At 64.9% G+C, this 20,821-nt stretch carries 18 protein-coding genes; 14 read left to right on the top strand and 4 right to left on the bottom strand.

Annotated features, from left to right (window positions below):
• The first annotated feature begins 79 nt into the window (after positions 1-79).
• The 4 genes from thrS (at position 80) to pdxS (ending at position 4,388) form a co-directional block, all read left to right on the top strand.
• Entirely contained in the window at positions 80-2,089 is a 2,010-nt protein-coding gene (gene thrS / locus SBP01_RS10320) for a threonine--tRNA ligase (RefSeq protein ID WP_275214201.1), read from the top strand.
• 19 nt (positions 2,090-2,108) lie between these two features.
• The gene (locus SBP01_RS10315) at positions 2,109-2,696 is read left to right on the top strand and encodes an HIT family protein (protein ID WP_275214310.1); all 588 of its coding nucleotides are present in this window, start codon (positions 2,109-2,111) and stop codon (positions 2,694-2,696) included.
• Entirely contained in the window at positions 2,686-3,309 is a 624-nt protein-coding gene (gene pgsA, locus SBP01_RS10310; RefSeq protein WP_275214202.1) for a phosphatidylinositol phosphate synthase, read from the top strand. The genes SBP01_RS10315 and pgsA overlap by 11 nt, the downstream gene beginning before the upstream one ends.
• Positions 3,310-3,461: 152 nt before the next feature.
• The gene (pdxS, locus tag SBP01_RS10305) at positions 3,462-4,388 is read left to right on the top strand and encodes a pyridoxal 5'-phosphate synthase lyase subunit PdxS (protein WP_275214203.1); all 927 of its coding nucleotides are present in this window, start codon (positions 3,462-3,464) and stop codon (positions 4,386-4,388) included.
• Between the two features lie 226 nt (positions 4,389-4,614).
• On the opposite strand, the gene SBP01_RS10300 is transcribed toward pdxS, so the two are convergent.
• On the bottom strand, positions 4,615-6,627 hold the full coding sequence (locus SBP01_RS10300) for a M3 family metallopeptidase (protein ID WP_320535719.1): 2,013 nt from the start codon (positions 6,625-6,627) through the stop codon (positions 4,615-4,617).
• Positions 6,628-6,710: 83 nt separating this feature from the next.
• On the opposite strand from SBP01_RS10300, the gene SBP01_RS10295 reads away from it, so the two are divergent.
• A complete protein-coding gene (locus tag SBP01_RS10295; protein ID WP_320535718.1) occupies positions 6,711-8,102 on the top strand; it encodes a hypothetical protein in 1,392 nt (463 codons plus the stop codon).
• A 37-nt stretch (positions 8,103-8,139) separates the two neighbouring features.
• Here SBP01_RS10295 and SBP01_RS10290 read toward each other — a convergent pair whose 3' ends face one another.
• A complete protein-coding gene (locus tag SBP01_RS10290) occupies positions 8,140-8,892 on the bottom strand; it encodes a glutamine amidotransferase (RefSeq protein ID WP_320535717.1) in 753 nt (250 codons plus the stop codon).
• A complete protein-coding gene (locus SBP01_RS10285) occupies positions 8,889-10,181 on the bottom strand; it encodes a MurT ligase domain-containing protein (RefSeq protein ID WP_320535716.1) in 1,293 nt (430 codons plus the stop codon). The genes SBP01_RS10290 and SBP01_RS10285 overlap by 4 nt, the downstream gene beginning before the upstream one ends.
• Before the next feature lie 91 nt (positions 10,182-10,272).
• Here SBP01_RS10285 and pdxT point away from each other — a divergent pair, with 91 nt between their 5' ends.
• The 9 genes from pdxT (at position 10,273) to SBP01_RS10240 (ending at position 20,166) form a co-directional block, all read left to right on the top strand.
• A complete protein-coding gene (gene pdxT / locus SBP01_RS10280; protein ID WP_320535715.1) occupies positions 10,273-10,983 on the top strand; it encodes a pyridoxal 5'-phosphate synthase glutaminase subunit PdxT in 711 nt (236 codons plus the stop codon).
• Between the two features lie 3 nt (positions 10,984-10,986).
• Positions 10,987-11,742, top strand: coding sequence for a YebC/PmpR family DNA-binding transcriptional regulator (locus SBP01_RS10275; RefSeq protein WP_275214209.1), 756 nt, complete (start codon positions 10,987-10,989; stop codon positions 11,740-11,742).
• 35 nt (positions 11,743-11,777) lie between these two features.
• Positions 11,778-12,356: a crossover junction endodeoxyribonuclease RuvC gene (ruvC, locus tag SBP01_RS10270; RefSeq protein WP_275214210.1), complete on the top strand. Its 579-nt coding sequence runs from the start codon at positions 11,778-11,780 to the stop codon at positions 12,354-12,356.
• A 90-nt stretch (positions 12,357-12,446) separates the two neighbouring features.
• Positions 12,447-13,091 (top strand): Holliday junction branch migration protein RuvA, encoded by a 645-nt coding sequence (ruvA, locus tag SBP01_RS10265; protein ID WP_275214211.1) that lies wholly within the window; start codon positions 12,447-12,449, stop codon positions 13,089-13,091.
• Positions 13,084-14,169 carry a Holliday junction branch migration DNA helicase RuvB gene (gene ruvB, locus SBP01_RS10260; protein WP_320535714.1) on the top strand — a complete coding sequence of 362 codons (1,086 nt, stop codon included), beginning with the start codon at positions 13,084-13,086 and terminating at the stop codon, positions 14,167-14,169. The genes ruvA and ruvB overlap by 8 nt, the downstream gene beginning before the upstream one ends.
• A gap of 187 nt (positions 14,170-14,356) precedes the next feature.
• On the top strand, positions 14,357-14,749 hold the full coding sequence (yajC, locus tag SBP01_RS10255) for a preprotein translocase subunit YajC (RefSeq protein WP_275214213.1): 393 nt from the start codon (positions 14,357-14,359) through the stop codon (positions 14,747-14,749).
• A gap of 110 nt (positions 14,750-14,859) precedes the next feature.
• Positions 14,860-16,617 carry a protein translocase subunit SecD gene (secD, locus tag SBP01_RS10250; protein ID WP_320535713.1) on the top strand — a complete coding sequence of 586 codons (1,758 nt, stop codon included), beginning with the start codon at positions 14,860-14,862 and terminating at the stop codon, positions 16,615-16,617.
• The gene (gene secF / locus SBP01_RS10245; protein WP_275214215.1) at positions 16,617-17,636 is read left to right on the top strand and encodes a protein translocase subunit SecF; all 1,020 of its coding nucleotides are present in this window, start codon (positions 16,617-16,619) and stop codon (positions 17,634-17,636) included. Before secD ends, secF begins: the two co-directional genes overlap by 1 nt.
• Before the next feature lie 136 nt (positions 17,637-17,772).
• A complete protein-coding gene (locus SBP01_RS10240; protein WP_320535712.1) occupies positions 17,773-20,166 on the top strand; it encodes a bifunctional (p)ppGpp synthetase/guanosine-3',5'-bis(diphosphate) 3'-pyrophosphohydrolase in 2,394 nt (797 codons plus the stop codon).
• Here the strand turns inward: SBP01_RS10240 and SBP01_RS10235 are convergent.
• Positions 20,047-20,733, bottom strand: a complete 687-nt coding sequence (locus SBP01_RS10235) for a type IV toxin-antitoxin system AbiEi family antitoxin (protein WP_320535711.1) — start codon at positions 20,731-20,733, stop codon at positions 20,047-20,049. The two genes, SBP01_RS10240 and SBP01_RS10235, sit on opposite strands and share 120 nt — an antisense overlap.
• Between the last annotated feature and the right edge of the window lie 88 nt (positions 20,734-20,821).

The raw sequence follows: 20,821 nt of genomic DNA, 5'->3' as shown, positions 1-20,821 counted from the left end.
CGATAGCATTGACGGTGGCTGGCTGTGGTCCCCGTATGCCGCAAGCTATGAAGCCTAAAACTTTGAATAGGAGACACCCGTGTCAGATGCCCAGCAGATCACCCTCATCGTCGATGGCGAAGAGACCAAGGTGACTACCGGGACAACCGGTGCGGAACTCTTCTTTGAGCGCCGCGACGTCGTTGTTGCCCGCGTCAACGGCGAGCTGAAGGACCTGGACCAGGAGCTGCCCGACGGTGCCGACATCGAGGGAGTCACCATCGACTCCCCGGACGGCCTGAACGTACTCCGCCATTCCACTGCGCACGTGATGGCCCAGGCCGTGCAGCAGCTTCGCCCCGATGCCAAGCTGGGCATCGGCCCCTACATCACCGACGGTTTCTACTTCGACTTCGACGTCGCCGAGCCCTTCACTCCCGAGGACCTCAAAACCCTCGAAAAAATGATGCTCAAGATCGTCAACCAGAACCAGAAGTTCGTCCGGCGCGTCGTCAGCGAGGACGAAGCACGCGAGGCCATGAAGAACGAGCCCTACAAGCTTGAGCTGCTGGGCAAGAAGAACGAGGCCGCCGAAGCAGGCGAAGGCGTCAACGTGGAGGTCGGCGCCGGCGACATCACCATCTACGACAATGTCGAGCGCAAAGAAGGGACCACCGTCTGGTGCGACCTCTGCCGCGGCCCGCACCTGCCCAACACCAAGCTCATTTCCAACGCCTTCGCCCTGACCCGGTCCTCCTCCGCGTATTGGCTGGGCAATCAGAAGAACCAGCAGCTCCAGCGCATCTACGGCACGGCCTGGCCCACCAAGGACGCACTGAAGGCCTACCAGGAACGCATCGCCGAAGCAGAGCGGCGCGACCACCGCAAGCTCGGCGTCGAACTTGACCTCTTCTCCTTCCCCGACGAACTGGGCTCAGGCCTGCCGGTGTTCCACCCCAAGGGCGGCATCATCCGCAAGGAGATGGAGGACTACTCCCGCCAGCGTCACGTCGACGCCGGATATGACTTCGTCTACACCCCGCACATCACCAAGGGCCACCTGTACGAAGTCTCGGGCCACCTGGACTGGTACAAGGAGGGCATGTTCCCGGCCATGCACGTGGACGCTGAACTCAATGAGGACGGCACCGTGCGCAAGCCCGGCCAGGACTACTACCTGAAGCCGATGAACTGCCCCATGCACAACCTGATCTTCCGCTCCCGGGGACGGTCCTACCGGGAGCTGCCTCTTCGGCTCTTTGAGTTCGGCGCCGTCTACCGCTACGAAAAGTCAGGTGTGGTGCACGGCCTGACCCGGGTCCGCGGCATGACACAGGATGACGCCCACATCTACTGCACCCGCGAGCAGATGAAGGACGAACTCACCAAGACCCTGACGTTCGTGCTGGACCTGCTGAAGGATTACGGCCTGAACGACTTCTACCTGGAACTCTCCACCAAGGACCCGGAGAAGTTCGTCGGCGATGACGCCGCATGGGAAGAAGCCACCAGGACTTTGGCCGAAGTGGCCGAGGAATCCGGGCTGGACCTCGTCGCTGATCCGGGCGGAGCCGCCTTCTACGGCCCGAAGATCTCCGTTCAGGCCAAGGACGCCCTCGGCCGCACCTGGCAGATGTCCACCATCCAGCTGGACTTCAACCTACCCGAGCGGTTCGAACTGGAATTCCAGGCAGCCGACGGCACCCGGCAGCGTCCCGTCATGATCCACCGCGCGCTGTTCGGTTCCATTGAGCGGTTCATGGGCGTGCTCACCGAGCACTATGCCGGCGCCTTCCCGGCATGGCTGTCGCCCGTCCAGGTGGTGGGCATCCCGGTCGCCGAAACGTTCAACGACTACATGTTCGACGTCGTGGACCAGCTCAAGGCGGCGGGCATCCGCGCCGAGGTGGATACGTCCTCTGACAGGTTCCCCAAGAAGATCCGCACCGCCAGCAAGGACAAGATCCCCTTTGTCCTGATCGCAGGCGGCGACGACGCCGAAGCCGGCGCCGTGTCCTTCCGGTTCCGGGACGGCAGCCAGGACAACGGTGTGCCGGTGGCGGAGGCTGTCAAGCGGATCACCGAAGCCGTCCGTAACCGGACCAGCTAACGGAACGGACGTGAATACGGTGCAGGAGAACACAGGCGCGGGTTATCCAGGGGATGCCGGCGTGACCGATGACTTTGATCTCGCGGGTGTTCCGGACGCATTCCAGCGCCTGTGGACTCCCCACCGGATGGCTTACATCAAGGGCGGCCAACACCAGTTCAAGAACGAAAACGACTGCCCCTTCTGCCTGGGCCCGGGCCGGACTGATGAGGAAGCCCTCATTGTCCACCGGGGCAAGACCTGCTACGTGGTCCTGAACCTGTTTCCCTACAACCCGGGCCACCTCCTGGTCTGTCCCTACCGTCACGTCCCGGACTACACGGACCTCACGGTGGAAGAGACTGCGGAGTTTGCCGAAATTACCCAGACGGCCATGCGGGTGCTCCGCAAAGTGTCCAACCCGGGTGGCTTCAACCTCGGCATGAACCAGGGCGTGGTGGGCGGCGCAGGCATCGCAGGCCACCTGCATCAGCACATTGTTCCGCGGTGGGGCGGGGACGGGAACTTCTTCCCCATCATTGCCCAGACCAAGGCTATTACCCAGACCCTTGACGAGGTCCGCCGGCTGGTCGCCGAGGCCTGGCCCGGGGAGACGGATGCTGAATAGGTACGCGCGGGGCTTCTTCACCGCACTGTTCACCCCGCTTGCCCGCTGGCTCCTGAAGATTGGAGTTTCGGCTGATGCGGTCACGGTCATCGGCACTGCAGGCGTCGTGATCGGTGCCCTGGTCTTCTACCCTTTGGGCCAGCTTTGGTGGGGAACCCTGTTCATTACGGCGTTCATCTTCTCGGACGTACTCGATGGCATCATGGCGCGCATGCGGGACACCGGGGGACGCTGGGGCAACTTCCTGGACTCCACGCTGGACCGGATCGCGGACGGGGCCCTGTTTGCGGGCGTCGCCATCTGGTTCTTTACCGGGGGAGCGGACCACGCAATTGCGGTCGCAGCCATGGTCTGTCTCGTTTTGGGCATGGTGGTGTCGTACGCGCGTTCCAAGGCGGAGTCGTTGGGTTTCACGGCCAACGTCGGCATAGCCGAACGTGCCGAAAGGCTGGTTTCGGTGCTGGTTGTCACCGGATTCACTGGTTTGGGTCTGCCGCCGGTGGTTCTTCTGGTGACGCTCGGGCTGCTGGCACTGGCCAGCCTCATCACCATCTGCCAGCGCATATCCACCGTCCACCGGCAGGCATTCGCGGAGTCCGCGGCTTCGGATTAAGCCCTGATTAAGGCCAATTAAGCCCGCCGCCTGCCGGGGGACTAGTATTGGCAATGCCCGGTCAATGGATCCGGCAACCCGGCGCGTGTCCTCCCGGCTCCTTGCCGCCCTCACGTCCGGCGAAGATCGTCTATCTACCCATAGGGGTTTTTGTGTCTACACCTGATGTAAGCAGCGAAGCCGGTTCGTCCGCGAACAGCGTCACGGGCAGCAACCGCGTCAAGCGCGGCATGGCAGAGATGCTCAAGGGCGGCGTCATTATGGACGTCGTTAATGTCGAACAGGCCCGCATCGCCGAAGATGCCGGTGCCGTTGCAGTGATGGCGCTGGAACGTGTTCCGGCCGACATCCGCGCCCAGGGCGGCGTGTCCCGCATGTCCGATCCGGACATGATCGACAAGATCATCGACGCCGTGTCCGTCCCGGTCATGGCCAAGGCCCGGATCGGCCACTTCGTCGAGGCCCAGGTCCTGCAGTCCCTTGGGGTGGACTACATCGACGAGTCCGAGGTCCTGACCCCGGCCGACTATGTCCACCACATCGACAAGTGGAACTTCAAGGTTCCCTTCGTCTGCGGCGCCACCAACCTTGGTGAGGCACTGCGCCGCATCAACGAAGGCGCGGCCATGATCCGCTCCAAGGGCGAAGCAGGCACCGGCGACGTCTCCAACGCCACCGGCCACATGCGCCAGATCCGCTCCGAGATCGCCAAGCTTGCCGCCCTGCCCGAGGACGAGCTCTACGTCGCCGCCAAGGAACTGCAGGCCCCGTACGAACTGGTCAAGGAAGTTGCCGCCGCCGGCAAGCTTCCCGTGGTGCTGTTCACCGCCGGCGGCATCGCCACCCCGGCTGACGCTGCCATGATGATGCAGCTCGGCGCTGACGGCGTGTTCGTCGGCTCCGGCATCTTCAAATCCGGCAACCCCGCCCAGCGCGCCGCCGCCGTGGTCAAGGCCACCACCTTCTTCGACGACCCCGACGTCATCGCCAAGGCCTCCCGCGGCCTGGGCGAAGCCATGGTGGGCATCAACGTCGAAGAGATCCCGCAGCCGCACCGCCTGGCCGAGCGCGGCTGGTAACTCTCTTCTCGCGTCCTCTTGTGGCGCCTGGCGGCGCTGATCCTCTGCGTGCTATCCCCGCGCCCGGTTGCTGGCTCTGTAGCTGGCCGGGGCGCGGGGCCCCTTTACGCACGCTGCCGGATCACCAACGCCTGTCGCTGGTGGTCGCCTCGCCTAAGTAATGACGACGCCGGTTCCTCACCTTCTTTTGGTGGGGACCGGCGTCGTTCTTTTTAAGGGGGGTGGGTTACTCGAGGCCGCGGCGCTTGAGGAGGGGCTCTAGTTTGGCTTCGCGGCCCCTGAGGATCCGGAAGGATTCCAGCGGGTCGCGGCTGTTCCCGCGGGACAACAGCTCCCGGCGGAACAGTTCACCGTTGCTCCGGTTCAGGCCGCCGTGCTCGGTGAACCAGTCAACCGTTTCCGCGTCCAGCACCTCACTCCAGATGTAGGAATAATAGCCCGCAGCATACCCGTCACCGGCGAAGATGTGCTGGAAGTAGCCGGTGCGGTAGCGCGGTGGAATGAGGGCGTGCGCCACCCCGGCTGCAGCCAGCGATTTGGCCTCGAAGGCCACGACGTCGTCCGGGACGTCGGCCCCGTCCAGCACATGCCACGCCAGGTCCAGCAGCGCGGCACCCAGGTACTCCGTGGTCGCGAAGCCCTCGCCCCAGAGCCGCGCCTCATTGAGCCGGTCCACAACGTCCTGGGCGAGCGGCTCGCCTGTTGCATGGTGCCGGGCGTAATTGGCCAGCACGTCGGGCCAGAGGATCCACATCTCGTTGACCTGCGAAGGGTATTCCACGAAGTCCCGGGGAACCGCTGTGCCGGAGAACCGCGGATACGTCACGTTGGAAAACAGGCCGTGAAGGGCGTGTCCGAACTCGTGGAACGTGGTGCGAAGCTCGTCCAGCGTCAGGAGCGTGGGCTCGCCTTCCGGCGGTTTGGAGATGTTGAGGTTGTTGATGACTACCGGCCGGGTGCCCAGCAGGGCTGACTGGTCCACGACCGAGTTCATCCATGCCCCGCCCCGTTTGGACTCGCGTGTGTAGTAGTCACCCAGGAAAAGCCCGAGCCCGGTTCCGTCCGGGTTCCGGACTTCCCACACCCTGACGTCCGGGTGGTAACCCGCCAGGTCGTCGCGTTCATGGAAGGTGACACCATAGAGGGCTGTGGCAGCAAAGAACACGCCGTCGCGGAGGACCCGGTCCAGCTCGAAATAGGGCCGGAGCGCCTGCTCGTCCACGGCATACTTTTCGCGGCGGACTTTGGCGGAGTAGAACGCCCAGTCCCACGCCTCCAGCGGATGCCCTGCGATCTCTGCCAGGGCCGCAGCCTCGGCATCGGCATTGCGGACAGCTGCAGGCGCCAGCCGGTTCACCATGGCCTGGACAGCCTCAAAATCCGGGGCCGTCTGGCGGTCAACCACAAGTTCGGCATAGTTCGCAAAACCAAGAAGCACGGCCTTTTCAGCGCGGAGCCTGGCCATTGCCGTGACCAGGTCCAGGACGTCGGTGCTGCCGCCGCCACTGCCACGGCCGGTGGAGGCCTCAAACAGCCGACGGCGGACGTCCCGGTTTTCGAGGGCAGCCATGGCGGGCTGGTTGCTGGGCTGGATCAGGGTCAGCAGGTATTTGCCGTCGTGACCGGCGGTGCGGGCAGCCTCGGCGGCGCTGGCGATATCGTCCGCCGGCAGCCCGGCCAGTTCCGCTGCGCTGTCCAGCAGCAGAGCCGCGGACTTCATCCCCTCCTTGACCCGCTGCCCGAACTCCGTGCCCAGGGCGGACAGTTCAGCATTGATTCCCTTGAGCCGGTCCTGACCGGGCTCATCGAGCTGGATCCCGGATTGGCGGAACTCCTTCAGGTACTCCTCTACCAGCCGGACAGCCTCAGGATCGAGGCGGGAGGTGTCGATCGCCGCGAACCGGTCGAACAAGGCGCGGTTGAGGTAGACCTCATCCTGGTGGGCGGAGAGCCGGGGCGAAAGTTCGGTCTCCAGGGCCCGGATGTCCTCGGACGCGTCGGCGGAAACGAGGGTAAAGAAAGCGGCAGCCGCCCGCTGGAGCAACTGGCCGGCCCCTTCCATGGCCACGGCAGTGTTCCCGAAGGTCGCCGCGGCAGGGTTGTCCACGATCGCCTGGATTTCGGCCAGATGTTCTGCCAGGCCGGCGGACACGGCCTCTGCGTAGTCGGACGGTGCGAGGTGGGAAAATGGCGGCAGTCCGTAGGGCAGCGCGCTCGGGCTGAGAAGGGGATTCGTCATCACGCTAACCTTTCACACCGGCCTGGGCTTCTCAATGCACGGCTTGCCGGTTATGGGTGCCTGCCGACCCTAGAATGGCGCCTATGGGTAACAACCACGCCAGTGCGCCGGGCGACCCTTTGCCCGGAGAGCGAAGGCGCACGGCTTTCCTGGGCATGCCGTTACGGCTGTTGGGCCCCCTGGCAATCGGGCTGTTCGCAGTTGGCTACGGTGCGCTCTGGGTGCTTGAACGCCCGGCGGGGGAGCCCTGGCCGCGCCATCTGGGCCAGCTGTTCGGCGGGGAATCCATCCTGCTGATGTCCATCGCGCTTGTGCTGACCAGTACCCTGCCACACGTTGAGCGCATCTTTGGCGGCATCGACTATGCCGCCATCTGGCACCGAAGGCTCGCCGTTGCCGGGGCGGTGCTTTTGCTGCCTCACGTGGAACTGGCCTCCAACCCGGAAGCCACCAGCCTGGGCAAAACGCTGGCCGTCCCGGCCGCGCTGGGGCTGGCCGCCATGATCGTCTGGGCCATCCTGCCGCGTTGGCGCTCCATGCTGCCCGGGGTCGTCCACGGGGCTGTGCTGCGCACCCGCAACACCTGGCCCGTGCAGATGGTGGCCCGGGTCCTCGGCGGCTACGAGCGGTGGCGCGGCTTTCACCGGCTGACCGGTCTGTTTGTAGCCGCCGGCTTCCTTCACGGGCTGCTGGATGCCACCGCCTTCGAATCGACGCCGGTGCTGCGCTGGAGCTATGTGCTGATCGGCGGCGTCGGACTGGCGTTTTACGCCTACCGTGAAGTGTTGGCCCGGCACTTCCTGCCGCATCACGACTACCAGGTGCGGGAGGTCAGAACCGTGGCCCCCGGCTTGGTGGATGTCCACCTCAAGCCGCTGGGAAAACCGCTGGTGTTCAGGCCGGGCCAGTTCGCCATGATCTATCTGGAAACGAAGGACGGCTGGCAGCGGCATCCGTTCTCGATTTCCGGTGCGCCTGGCGGCGAGGATATCCGTATCACGGTAAAGGCGCTCGGAGACCACACGGCCAAGCTCCCTGATGTGGTCCAGCCTGGCATGCCCGCCGTGGTCAGTGGCCCCTATGGCAGGTTTGACCGCCGGGCCGGGACCGCCCGCCAGGTGTGGATCGCCGGCGGTGTCGGCATTACGCCGTTCCTGAGCTGGCTTCGGTCCCTGGATGATGAGCTCGGGCAAACCGTCGATTTCTTCGTCACCTCAGCCGGCCCTTCGCCCTTCGCCGATGAGATCCACCGGATCGCGAAGGACCACCCCCGGCTGACAGTGCACCTGATTGACACCAGCACGGACGGCCGGTTAACGCCGGACCGGGTGCTTGCCGCCGTTGACGCTGATCCGCAGGAGCTCTCGGTGTTCATGGGTGGCCCGGACCGGATGCTCCGTCAATTCCGCAGGGCGCTGCGTGCTTCCGGCGTCCGCGCCGCCAACATCCACCGGGAATACTTCCACTGGCGATGAGCCGGCGGCTCCGCCCTCAACCGGCGGCCGCCACCGGTCAGCGCGGGCGGCGCGCAGCGTGCTCGCGGGCCAGCACAGCGAAGCGGTCGTCAGGGGTGCCGGGCTCGAAGGTGCCGAACTTGCGCTCCGCCGCCGTCCGGATGAGGAAGTCGGCGATGGCAGGATTCTTGGGCAGCAGCGAACCGTGCAGGTAGCTGGCCACCACGTTTTTGTACCGGGCGCCCTCGTGACCGTCGCTGCTGTTGTTGCCGGTTCCCTTTGCCGTGGTCCCCAATGGCCGCACGCCGGGTCCCAGCGTGGTTTGCCCGCTGTGGTTCTCGTAGCCCAGGATCTCGCCGAACTCGTCCGAGTCGACCCTGACGTTGCCGATCAGGCGTTCGTCGGTACCGTGGGTCTCCACGTCCAGGACGCCGATGCCCGGAATGATTGTTCCGAGGTGGGTCTTGAAGAAACGGCCGAAGAGCTGGTACAGCCCGCAGATCACCAGCATGGGCGAGCCGTCCTCGGCCAGGTCCTTCAGGAGCGGGCCGCGTGACTGAAGGTCGTCCTGGATGATCAGCTGGCCGCTGTCCTGCCCGCCGCCGCCGAGAATGAGGTCCACCTCGGCGGGGAAGTCGTCGCCGACGTTGTATTCGAGCAGTTCAGGGGTATAACCGTGCCAGCTGATGCGGCGCTTCAGGACCAGGGCGTTGCCCCAGTCGCCGTAGATGTTCATGTCCCGCGGGTACAGCTGGAGGACCCGGAGGGTGCCTTTGCTGCCCGGTCCGGAGCCGGTTTTTTCAGCGGTCATGAGACCACCTCCACTGTGGTGATTTTGGACAGCTCGCGGCGGATGGCCAGCATGGCCGTGTAGGTGCAGAAGATCCGCTTCGGTTTGTCTTTTCCCGCGCGGATGAAGGCTGCCAGGGCGGGCGCGATGTCCGTCTGGACGGCGCCGATCCCGACCTCGTCGTACTGCAGCCGCAGGGCCATGTCGTAAGCGCGGGACCCGGCCAGCTGGTCCACGCCGTCCTCGCGGAGGGAATCGAATTCCACATCCCAAAGCCAGGACATGTCGCGGCCGTCGGCGTAATTGTCGTTGATGGCGATCATGGTGGCGTAACCCGCCGCGGGGAAGGATTTCAGGCCGAGCCGGAAGCCGCTGGGGTTCTTGACCAGCACCAGGTCCAGGGGCTGGCCGTCCACGGTGAGGCTTTCCCCGCGGCCGAAGGCCGGCTCAACCTGGGACAGGGCCGTGAGCAGCGTCGCGTGGTTGGCGGTCGCGGCGCCCGCGCCGCAGATGCTGCGCGCCAGGACGAGCGCGGCTGCGGCATTAAAAATGTTGTAGACGCCGCGGAGCTTCATCGCGGTGGTAACGGTGCCGCCGTCGTACTCAAAATCCGCGGTGTCCGGCCCTACCTTGCGGAGTACGACGTCGGCGTGCGGCTTCTGCGGGAGGGCTGCGGGAGCGGGGCTTCCCGGCGCCGCGCGCATGTCATCGTCATTGGGGAAAGTGCTGAGGAGGGAATCGTCCAGGCCGAAGTACCGGACCTCCTGGCCGTTGAGGGTGTCCGCAATGCGGGCCACGCGGGGATCCTCGCGGTTGAGGACAACCGTGCCGGTGGTTTTTGCCGCAATGTGCTGCAGGAGCTGGGCCGTCTTGTCGATTTCGCCGAAACGGTCCAGCTGATCGCGCAGCACATTGAGCAGGAGGCTGTAACGGGGCGGGACGCGGTTGACGAAATGCACGGCGTGGGCTTCATCGAGTTCCAGGACGGCGACGTCGGCATTGAGCCGGCCGCGCCAGTCCACCTCGCCGAGCAGGGCCGCCGCCACGCCGCGGGTGAAGTTGCTGCCGGTGCGGTTGGTGAAGACCTTCAGGCCCTGGCTCTCGAGGAGCTCAACCACCATCTTGGTGGTGGTGGTCTTGCCGTTGGTTCCGCTCACCACAGCCACACCGTGGGGGAGCGTGGCGAGGGTCCGCTGCATAAAGCCGGGATCGATTTTTTCGACCACCAGGCCGGGCAGGGCGGACCCGCCGCCCCGGAGCCGGGACACCCGGCGGACGAGTTTGCCGAGCGGAACGCTGATGTAAAGCATGCTCTGTAATATATCCCAGCAGCGGCATAGAACCCTGCGCCGGGGCAGCCCCGTTCCCGGGTGCGCGCCGTCGGCGCACTATGCTGAGGGGATGACAAACCCCCCTTTTGCCGCTGACCCACGCCTGGGCGCGGGGCTGCGGATCGGCGTGCTGGCGCTCCAGGGTGACTTCCGCGAGCACCTTCGGGCCGTCGAGGCATCGGGCGCAGCAGGCGTGGGAGTCCGCAGGCCCAAAGAACTGGACGGCCTGGACGGCCTCATCATTCCCGGCGGCGAATCCACCGCCATCGATAAGCTGGCGCGCGCCTTCGACCTCGCAGAATCGTTAAAGGACTGCATCCGCGCCGGCCTGCCGGTCTACGGCTCCTGTGCCGGCATGATCCTCCTTGCTGACGACATCGCCGATCCTGCCACCGACCTGGCCGGCTCTCCGCAGCAGACGTTCGGCGGCCTCGACATCACGGTGCGCCGTAACGCTTTCGGCCGGCAGCGCGAATCCTTCGAAACGGACCTCGATTTCAAGGGCCTGGATTTCAGCGCCACCGAGTCCGGTGTGGCCCCCGTGCACGCGGTGTTCATCCGCGGTCCCTGGGTGGAGCGCGTCGGCGCGGGCGTGGAGGTCCTCGCCCAGGTGGAGCCGGCCGACCTTGAACACGCGTCCCACGCGGCGGGCCTGCCCGGGACAGCTAGAATTGTTGCAGTGCGTTCCGGCCACCTGCTGGCCACCTCCTTCCACCCGGAAGTGACTGGGGAGAAACGCGTACATGAACTTTTTATCCGCATGATCAGAGGAGACGCGTAAAGCATGTCAGGACACTCCAAATGGGCAACAACCAAGCACAAAAAGGCCATCCTTGATAGCCGCCGTGCAAAATCGTTCGCCAAACTGATCAAGAACATCGAAGTAGCTGCCCGCATGGGCGGACCGGACCTGCAGGGCAACCCGGGCCTGGAACTGGCCGTCACCAAGGCCAAGAAGACCTCAGTCCCCGCCGACAACATTGACCGTGCCATCAAGCGCGGCGCCGGCCTGACCGGTGAAGTGGTGGACTACACCGAGATCATGTACGAATGCCGCGGCCCGCAGGGTTCAGCACTGCTCATCGAGTGCCTCACGGACAACAAGAACCGCGCTGCCTCCGAAGTCCGGCTGGCCATTTCCCGGAACGGCGGCACCATCGCCGATCCCGGTTCGGTCAGCTACCTCTTCAGCCGCAAGGGCGTGGTCTCGCTGCCAAAGAAGGAGCTCACGGAGGACGATGTCCTGATGGCCGTCCTCGATGCAGGCGCCGAGGAAGTCAAGGACAACGGCGACACGTTCGAAATCCACTCGGAACCCACAGACCTCCAGGCCGTCCGCGACGCCCTCACAGAGGCCGGCATCGAGTACGACACGGATGAAGCCGAGTTTGTGCCCTCGATGGTGGTGCCGCTGGACCTGGAAGCCGCCAAGAAGTTCATGAAGCTGGTTGACGCCCTGGAAGAGCTCGACGACGTCCAGAACGTCTACAGCAACGCCGACCTCAGCGACGAAGTCCAGGCCGCCCTGGAATCAGAGTGAACCAGCGCCTTGCAGCCTAGGGCGGTTGGGGGAGCGTGACCCTCCGCGTACTCGGCGTTGACCCCGGGCTCACCCGCTGCGGCATCGGTGTGGTGGACGTCGAGCGGAACAGGCGCGCCACCATGGTGGCCGTCGGCGTGGTGGGAACCTCCCCCGAGGAAACCCTCGACCAACGGCTTCTGGTCATTGCCCTGGCGATCGACGAGTGGCTGGACCGGTACGAACCCCAGGTGCTCGCCGTCGAACGCGTCTTTTCCCAGCTGAACGTCAGCACGGTGATGGGTGTGGCACAGGCGTCCGGCGTGGTGATCACTGCCGCCGCCCGGCGGGGGATCCCGGTGGCGCTGCACACGCCGTCGGAGGTCAAGGCCGCTGTTACCGGCAGCGGCACCTCCAACAAGGACGCGGTCACCAAGCTCGTCACCAAGATCCTGCGGCTCGATGCGCCCCCGCGTCCCGCCGACGCCGCGGACGCCCTGGCGTTGGCCATTACGCATGCGTGGCGTGCCGGCAGCGGGGCAGCGGTGGCCACCACCGGCCCGGGCAGCCTGTCCCTGACCCCGGCCCAGCGCGCGTGGGCCGATGCCGAGGCGAAGGCGCGCCGCGCACGCTGAATGTCCGCAGCCCTTGCTAGGGTATTCGTAGATATGTTCGGATAGCCGGTGGTTCCATCAAGGGCCCGGCAGTACACCAGGAGCCCGGCTTTGATCAGTTTCCTTCGCGGGACCGTGGCGCACGTTGGCCTTTCCACAGCAGTGATTGACCTCAACGGCGCCGGTATGAGCGTCAACGCCACCCCCCAGACGCTCAGCGGCCTCCGCACCGGGGAAGAAGGCAAACTCTTCACCTCGCTGATTGTCCGGGAGGACTCGCTGACGCTCTTTGGGTTTGCCTCCGACGATGAGCGGGAAGTTTTTGACGTCCTGCTCAGCGTCAGCGGCGTGGGGCCACGGCTGGCCCTGGCCGTGTTGGCGGTCCATGAGCCCGAAGCCATCCGGGTGGCCGCCCACACCGGGGACAGCAAGACGTTCACCAAGGTGCCGGGTATCGGGCCCAAGGTGGCAGGCCGGATTGTCCTGGAGCTCGCCGGCAAGCTGGTGCCGCACGGCACAGCCGGAGCCGCCGCCCCGGCCACGGCGGCGGAAGCGGCCTGGAAGCCTCAAGTGGTGGCGGCCATGACCAGCCTGGGCTGGTCGGAAAAGGACGCGACTGCAAGCATTGACAAGGCCCTCGCGGACGAGCCGGAAGTCTCATTCCGGGGCAACGTTGCCGAAATCCTGCGGACCACCCTCCGCTGGCTTGGACAGGACGGCGCGCGGGCCGGCAACCGCGTAGGCAGCCGTGGCTGAGCCGTCAGTGGTGGCAGCGGGGGAGGAGCCTGAGGAGCGCGCCATTGAGGCCGCCCTCCGGCCGAAGAACCTGGATGATTTTGTGGGCCAGCACCGCGTCCGCAAGCAGCTCTCCCTGGTCCTGCAGGCCTCAAGGATGCGCGGCCGCAGCGCCGACCATGTGCTTTTCTCCGGTCCTCCCGGTCTGGGAAAAACCACCCTGGCCATGATCGTGGCGTCCGAAATGAACGCGCCGTTGCGGATCAGCAGCGGCCCCGCCATCCAACACGCCGGTGACCTCGCCGCCATTCTTTCTTCCCTGTCCGAAGGCGAAGTCCTCTTCCTGGACGAAATCCACCGCATGTCCCGGCCCGCCGAAGAGATGCTGTACATGGCCATGGAAGATTTCCGGGTGGACATTGTGGTGGGCAAGGGCGCCGGCGCCACCGCCATCCCGCTGGAGCTGCCGCCGTTCACCCTGGTGGGTGCCACAACCCGAGCCGGTCTCCTGCCGGGTCCGCTGCGGGACAGATTCGGATTCACCGGCCACCTGGAGTTCTACAGTGTGGCCGAACTGGAACTGGTGCTCCGGCGTTCTGCCGGGCTGCTGGACCTCAAAGTCAACTCCGCCGGGTTCAGCGAAATCGCGGGCCGTTCCCGGGGTACACCGCGTATCGCCAACCGCCTCCTCCGCCGGGTGCGGGACTGGGCCCTGGTGCACGGTATTGACCAGATCGACGCCCGTGCGGCGTCCGCCGCGCTGGACATGTACGAAGTGGACAAACGCGGCCTGGACCGGCTGGACCGGGCAGTTCTTGAGGCACTCATCACCAAATTCGGTGGCGGCCCGGTAGGTCTTTCCACCCTGGCCATTGCCGTGGGGGAAGAAACCGAGACCGTGGAAACGGTGGCCGAGCCGTTCCTGGTCCGCGAAGGCCTTCTGGGCCGGACGCCCCGGGGCCGCATCGCCATGGCGCCGGCCTGGACGCACCTTGGATATGCGGTGCCGGCCGGTGTGTTCGGACAGGAACCCATGGACCTGTTCGAAATAGACCCCGACGACAGCGAAGCAACACCTGATTGGGCGCCGAACAGCTAAGAGGCCGTCCTTTCAGCTTTTCCCTTTAGACTGGTATGAAACCCGGCACGTTCGGGGTCTTTGTTCCCGCCGGCGGCTCCGAGGGGCCGTTGCCCGGCCAGCACGAACATCTGCATGGCGGAACGAAGCGGACGCAGCCACACATCAGACACGCCAGTACAGAACGGAAACCTTCCCTGTGGATCCCATGAACATCGTCTTGTTTGCAATGCTCGGAATCTTTATCTTCATGATGTTCCGCCGCAACAAGAAGACCAAGGAGCAGCAGGCCACGCTGCAGTCCCAGTTCGCGCCGGGTGTTGAGGTCATGACGAGCTTTGGCCTCTTCGGCCGCATCGTGTCCATGGACGACGCCGAGAACAAAGTGGTCCTGGAGCTTTCCCCCGGGAACCTCGCAACAGTTCACCGCCAGGCCGTCACCAAGATCGTTGAACCCGCCGTTGCTGCTGACGAAGAGCCCACCCTGGTCCCCAACGACGCGTCCTCGCTCACTTCCCAGGATCTTGGTACCCCCGCAACGTCCGAAACGCCCGAAGAGACCCTGAAGCGCCTCAACGATGAGGGCAAGAAGGACAGCTAGCGCCCGCTGCCGCATCAGGCTCCACAACACCTCTACGGCCGCGGACTGCCGCCGGTGAGAGCAATTGGCTCACACCGGCGGTTCCTCCGTACATAAGAGAAAGATCGACAATGGCACGAACTGGCCCCAAAAATGCAGGCCTGCGGGTCCTGGTGTGGCTCGGCGTAATCCTCGCCGTCCTGACCGCTGTCCTGGCCGGCGGCACCCTCGCCGGTCAGGCAAGCTGGGCACCCAAGCTGGCACTCGACCTCGAGGGCGGCACCCAGATGATCCTGGCGCCGAAGGTTGAGGGCGGTTCGGACATCAACGAAGAGCAGCTCAACCAGGCCGTGGCGATTATTCGCCAGCGGGTGGACGGCTCCGGTGTGGCTGAAGCCGAAATCAGCACGCAGTCCGGGCGCAACGTCGTGGTGAGCCTGCCAGGTACTCCCACGAAGGAGACCCGCGACCTGATCCAGGCCTCCGCGGACATGAACTTCCGCCCGGTGCTGCTTAACGGTGACGGTGCGGCTGTACCCACGGAGTCGCTGACGCCCGAGGATCAGCTGCCCAAGCCGACGGCGGCACCGGCCAACAGCAGTGATACCAACTGGATCACGCCTGAGGTTTACCGGCAGTTTGAAACCCTCGACTGCAACAAGCCGCCCGCGGACAAGCCGGCCGCCTCCGATCCCACCAAGCCGCTGGTCACGTGCGAGCCCGCCACGGCAACCACTCCGGCGATCAAGTACATCCTGGGCCCGGTCGAGGTCAAGGGCCGCAACATCGTGACCTCATCCTTCCAGTTGCAGCAGGGCTCCCAGGGCGCAGTGACCAACCAGTGGGCCGTCAATATCCAGTTCGACAGCGAAGGCACCGCCAAGTTCAAGGAGGTCACCGAACGCCTGAACCAGTTCTACGTGGCTGCCGGGGGCGAGTCCGGCAACGATCCGAAGGCCCAGTTCGCCATCGTCCTGGACGACAAAGTGATCTCGGCACCGAGGTCGCTGGCGGTCATTACCGATGGACGGCCCCAGATCACCGGTAATTTCAACGAAAAGACGGCCAAGGCCCTCTCCGATCAGCTCCGCTTCGGCGCGCTGCCCATCAGCTTTGAAATCCAGAGCGACCAGCAGATCTCCGCCACCCTCGGCGGGGAGCAGCTGCGGATGGGCCTCCTCGCCGGCGTCATCGGCCTGCTCCTCGTGGTGGTCTACTCCCTGTTCCAGTACAGGGCCCTGGGCTTTGTCACCATTGCCTCGCTGGTGGTGGCGGGTGCCCTGACCTATCTGGCCATTGCCATCCTGGGCTGGACCGAAAACTACCGCCTGTCCCTCGCCGGTGTGGCCGGCATCATCGTGGCCATCGGCCAGACCGCCGACTCGTTCATTGTTTACTTCGAACGCATCCGTGATGAGCTTCGCGAAGGCCGCGGCCTGGTCTCGGCTGTGGAGAACGGCTGGAAGCGTGCCAAACGGACGGTCCTCGCCTCCAAGGCCGTGAACCTGCTCGCCGCCCTGGTGCTCTACTTCGTGGCCGTCGGCAACGTCCGGGGCTTCGCGTTCACCCTTGGCCTGACAGCCATTGCGGACCTCATCGTGGTCTTTATGTTCACCCACCCGACGCTGCAGCTGCTGGCGCGGACCCGGTTCTTCGGGGAAGGCCACCGGTTCTCCGGCCTCGACCCGAAGCGCCTTGGTGCCGTTCCGCTGTACCGCGGTGCCGGCCGACTGCGCACGCCTGAGGTCAAACCGGCAGTAGTCCGGGCCAAGAACACCGGTGCCGCTGCCGAAGCTGAACGGCGCATGACCATCGCGGAACGCCGCCTCGCGGAAAAGCAGGAGCAGCTGACAGGCTCCTCCAAGAGCGCAGCCAAGGAGAACAAGTAATGTCCAGCTTTGCCACTTTCGGTAACGAGCTCTACACGGGCAAGCGGTCCTACAACTTCGTGGGCGCCAAGAAGATCTGGTTCCTCATCGCCATGGCGGCCGTGGCGCTGTCCATCGTGATTCCCGTGGTCAAGGGCGGATTCAACCTCGGCATCGAGTTCCGGGGCGGTTCCGAGTTCACGGTCTCCAACGTCAAGGACACAAACTCCGCACTCGGGGAAAACGTCGTTCAGGACGTAGTGGCCGGCAGCGTGCCGCGCGTCGCGAACGTCGCAGGGACCACCATGCGGATCCAGACTGACAAGCTCAGCGACGACGAGACGCTCAGGATCAAGGAAGGCCTCGCCTCCGCCTACGGGGTTACTGATAATGAAGTGACCTCGACCTTCATCGGTCCGACGTGGGGCGCGGATGTCACCAAACAGGCGCTGATGGGGTTGCTCGTCTTCGTGGGCCTGGCAGCCGTGCTCATGGCACTGTACTTCCGGACGTGGAAGATGTCGGTGTCCGCACTGACCGCCATGCTGGTGACCATGTTCATTACCGCGGGGGTGTACGCCCTCAGTGACTTTGAGGTGACACCGTCAGCCATCATCGGGTTCCTGACGGTGCTCAGCTACTCGCTGTACGACACCGTGGTGGTCTTCGACAAGATCAGGGAAAACACCGCGGACATCAACGCCTCCACGCGCCGGACCTTTGCCGAGGAGGTCAACCTCGCCGTGAACCAGACCCTGGTCCGCTCCATCAACACCATGATGGTGGCCATCCTCCCGGTGGGAGCCATCCTGTTCATCGGAGCCGGACTCCTCGGTGCAGGCACCCTGCGCGACCTGTCGCTGGCACTGTTCGTCGGTATTTTGATTGGAACGGCCGCCACCATCTTTGTGGCGGCGCCCATGTATGCCTGGCTGCGCCAGGGCGAACCCGACCTGGTCAAGCAGGCCAGGAAAGTCGAAAGCCGCCGGGCTGAAAACGCTGCCCGGTCGGAAGAATCGGCAGCGCCCGCAGGGGCTTGACCGCACGCACCTCAAGGGACCGGCCGGCGTCGGAATTTCCACGCCGGCCGGTCCGTTCGCATTTAACCACCGGTTACGGAAGTGAACCGACGGAGGAATAGACTGGGTGTTTAAACAGGTCGTAAGGGGTGCTTCATTGGAAGAACGTTCGGCATCGGTGCCAACAGCAGGTGGGGACCAGGGCCCCGGCCAGGGTGTTCAGGCCGGGCCTGCAGTTTCCGCACGCCCCGGCCCGGTTGTACCGGTCGACAATTCCGGAGCCAGGCCCACTTTCCCGGGCCGGCGCGAGCGGACGCGATCCAGGCTGGCCAGGCTCACCGGCCGCAGCGCCACCACGTATTCTCCGATCCTCGAACCGTTGCTGCGGACGGTCCGGGCTAACAACCCGAAGGAAGACTTCGACCTCATCCAGCGCGCATTCGACGTTGCGGAAAAGAGCCACCGCGGGCAGAAACGCAAGAGCGGTGATCCGTACATCACCCACCCCGTTGCCGTGGCCACCATCCTGGCTGAACTGGGCCTCAGCGGCACTACCCTGGCTGCCGCCCTGCTCCATGACACCGTCGAAGACACGGAATATACGCTGACGGACCTCAAGAAGGACTTCGGTCCGGAGGTTGCCATGCTGGTGGACGGGGTGACCAAGCTGGACAAGGTCAGCTTCGGTGAAGCTGCCCAGTCCGAGACCGTCCGGAAAATGGTCGTGGCCATGGCGAAGGACATCCGGGTCCTGATGATCAAGCTTGCTGACCGCCTCCACAATGCCCGGACGTGGCGCTTCGTCTCCGCCGAATCGTCGGCCCGGAAAGCCCGGGAAACGCTGGAGATCTTTGCGCCCCTGGCCCACCGGCTCGGCATGAACACCATCAAGTGGGAGCTTGAGGACCTGTCCTTCGCTGCCCTTTATCCGAAGGTCTATGAAGAGATCGTCAGGATGGTGGGGGACCGTACGCCTGAGCGGGAAAAGAGCCTGGGAGTTATTCGGGACCAGATTACCGAGGACCTCCGTGCCGCCAAGATCAAAGCCACCATCACCGGCCGGCCCAAGCACTATTACTCGATCTACCAGAAGATGGTGGTCCGGGACAAGGATTTCGACGATATCAACGACCTCATGGGCGTACGCGTCCTGGTTGATTCCGTGCGGGACTGCTATGCAGCCCTGGGCACCATGCATTCGCGCTGGAATCCTTTGCCGGGGCGGTTCAAAGACTACATAGCCATGCCCAAGTTCAACATGTACCAGTCACTGCACACCACGGTGATCGGTCCGGGCGGCAAACCCGTCGAGATCCAGATCCGCACGCACGAGATGCACCGGCGGGCGGAATACGGCGTCGCCGCGCACTGGAAGTACAAGGATCAGCCCAACCGGACGGCCGTGGGCCCGGGCAGCCCCCGCGATGGCGACATGGGCTGGCTGCGGTCCCTGGTTGACTGGCAGCAGGAAACCTCGGATCCGGGGGAGTTCCTGGATTCCCTGCGGTTTGAGATCAACGCCCGCGAGGTGTTTGTGTTCACGCCCAAGGGTGAGGTGATGGCGCTGCCCGCCGGCTCCACCCCTGTGGACTTTGCCTACGCCGTCCACACGGAAGTGGGGCACCGGACCATCGGCGCCCGTGTCAACGGCAAACTGGTGCCGCTGAACAGCGAACTGAACCACGGCGACTGGGTGGAGATCTTCACCTCCAAGGCCGAGGGTGCCGGGCCCAGCCAGGATTGGCAGCACTTCGTTAAGAGTGCCCGCGCCCGGAACAAGATCCGGCAGTGGTTCAGCAAGGAACGCCGTGAAGAGGCGATCGACCGCGGCAAGGAGCTCCTCACCCGGGCCATGCGGAAACAGAACCTGCCGCTGCAGCGGCTGATGACGCACGAGGCCCTCGCTGCGGTGGCCGCGGACTTCAAGTATGTGGACATTTCAGGCCTGTACGCTGGCGTGGGCGACGGCCACACCTCGGCCCAGTCGGTGATGGAGAGGCTTGTTGAAAGTCTCGGCGGCAACGAGAGCACTGACGACGACATCACCGAAGTCAGCATCCCCACGCAGGTCACCAAGACCAAGTTTTCAGATTCCGGTGTGGTGGTCCGCGGCGTCGGTGATGTGTGGGTGAAGCTGGCCCGCTGTTGTACGCCTGTTCCGCCGGATCCGATCCTGGGCTTCGTCACCAGGGGCTCCGGTGTGTCCGTGCACCGGACGGACTGCACCAATATCTCCGACCTCAAGGACCAGCCGGACAGGATCGTGGATGTTGACTGGGCTCCAACGCAGTCGAGCGTATTCCTCGTCGAGATCCAGGTGGAGGCACTGGACCGGAAGTCCCTCCTCTCGGACGTGACGCGCGTACTTTCCGAGAACCACGTCAATATCCTGGCCGCCAGCGTCAACACATCCAGTGACCGTGTGGCCATCTCACGGTTCGCGTTCGAGATGGGTGACCCCAAGTACCTCAGCCACGTCCTCAGCGCCGTCCGACGCATCGACGGAGTGTTCGACGTCTACCGGACCACCGGCAACAAGCGCCGGAGCTAAGAGCGCGAGTTTCTCCAAGGCGGCCCTTTTGTGCGGGACCCTTGGCGTGGCTTCGATGGCGAGGACCAGCAGGCGCAGCCGGACGTCCTGCTCGGGGCGGGCCAGCAGTCCCGCAAGGGCGGGCACGGCCCGGTGCGCCTCGACGTGCAGCGCGATGTCCACGGCGGTCCGGAGCGGGCTGGAGACCATGAGGCCGCCGATGCTGACCACGTCACAGGGGCCAAGCCTGACTTCATGGAGCGTGCAGCCCCGGGTGCTGCGGAGGCTGGAAATGCGCCTTGTGGCATCCACCAGCAACGCCAGCTTGTCCGGTTCCTCGGCGCAACCGTAGATCCAGGCAGCCGTCATCCTGCCCGCCACCACCCGTTGCCGCACCTGTGCGGGCACGGCATTGGCGGCCGCCCGGGCCCTCAGCTGGGCCGAGACCTGAAGATCGGGCAATGCGTAGCCATGCTGATGGAACCGTGTCAGGACACCGTCGGCTGCGAGGGCCTGGAGTTCGGGCCAGCTGAAGGGCCGCCCCGGCGAGTAGAGGTCGGGGTGTTGGGGAGGTGACGGGGTGGCCATCCACCCATCCTGCCGCGTCGCCGGCTAAACGGCACAGGCCCGGTGCCGGTTATGTGGATAACCGGTCCCGGGCCTGTGCGGCCGGCAG

The sequence above is a fragment of the Pseudarthrobacter sp. IC2-21 genome, from assembly GCF_034048115.1.
GTDB lineage: Bacteria > Actinomycetota > Actinomycetes > Actinomycetales > Micrococcaceae > Arthrobacter > Arthrobacter naphthalenicus.
This window is presented reverse-complemented; position numbering and strand designations above follow the sequence as displayed.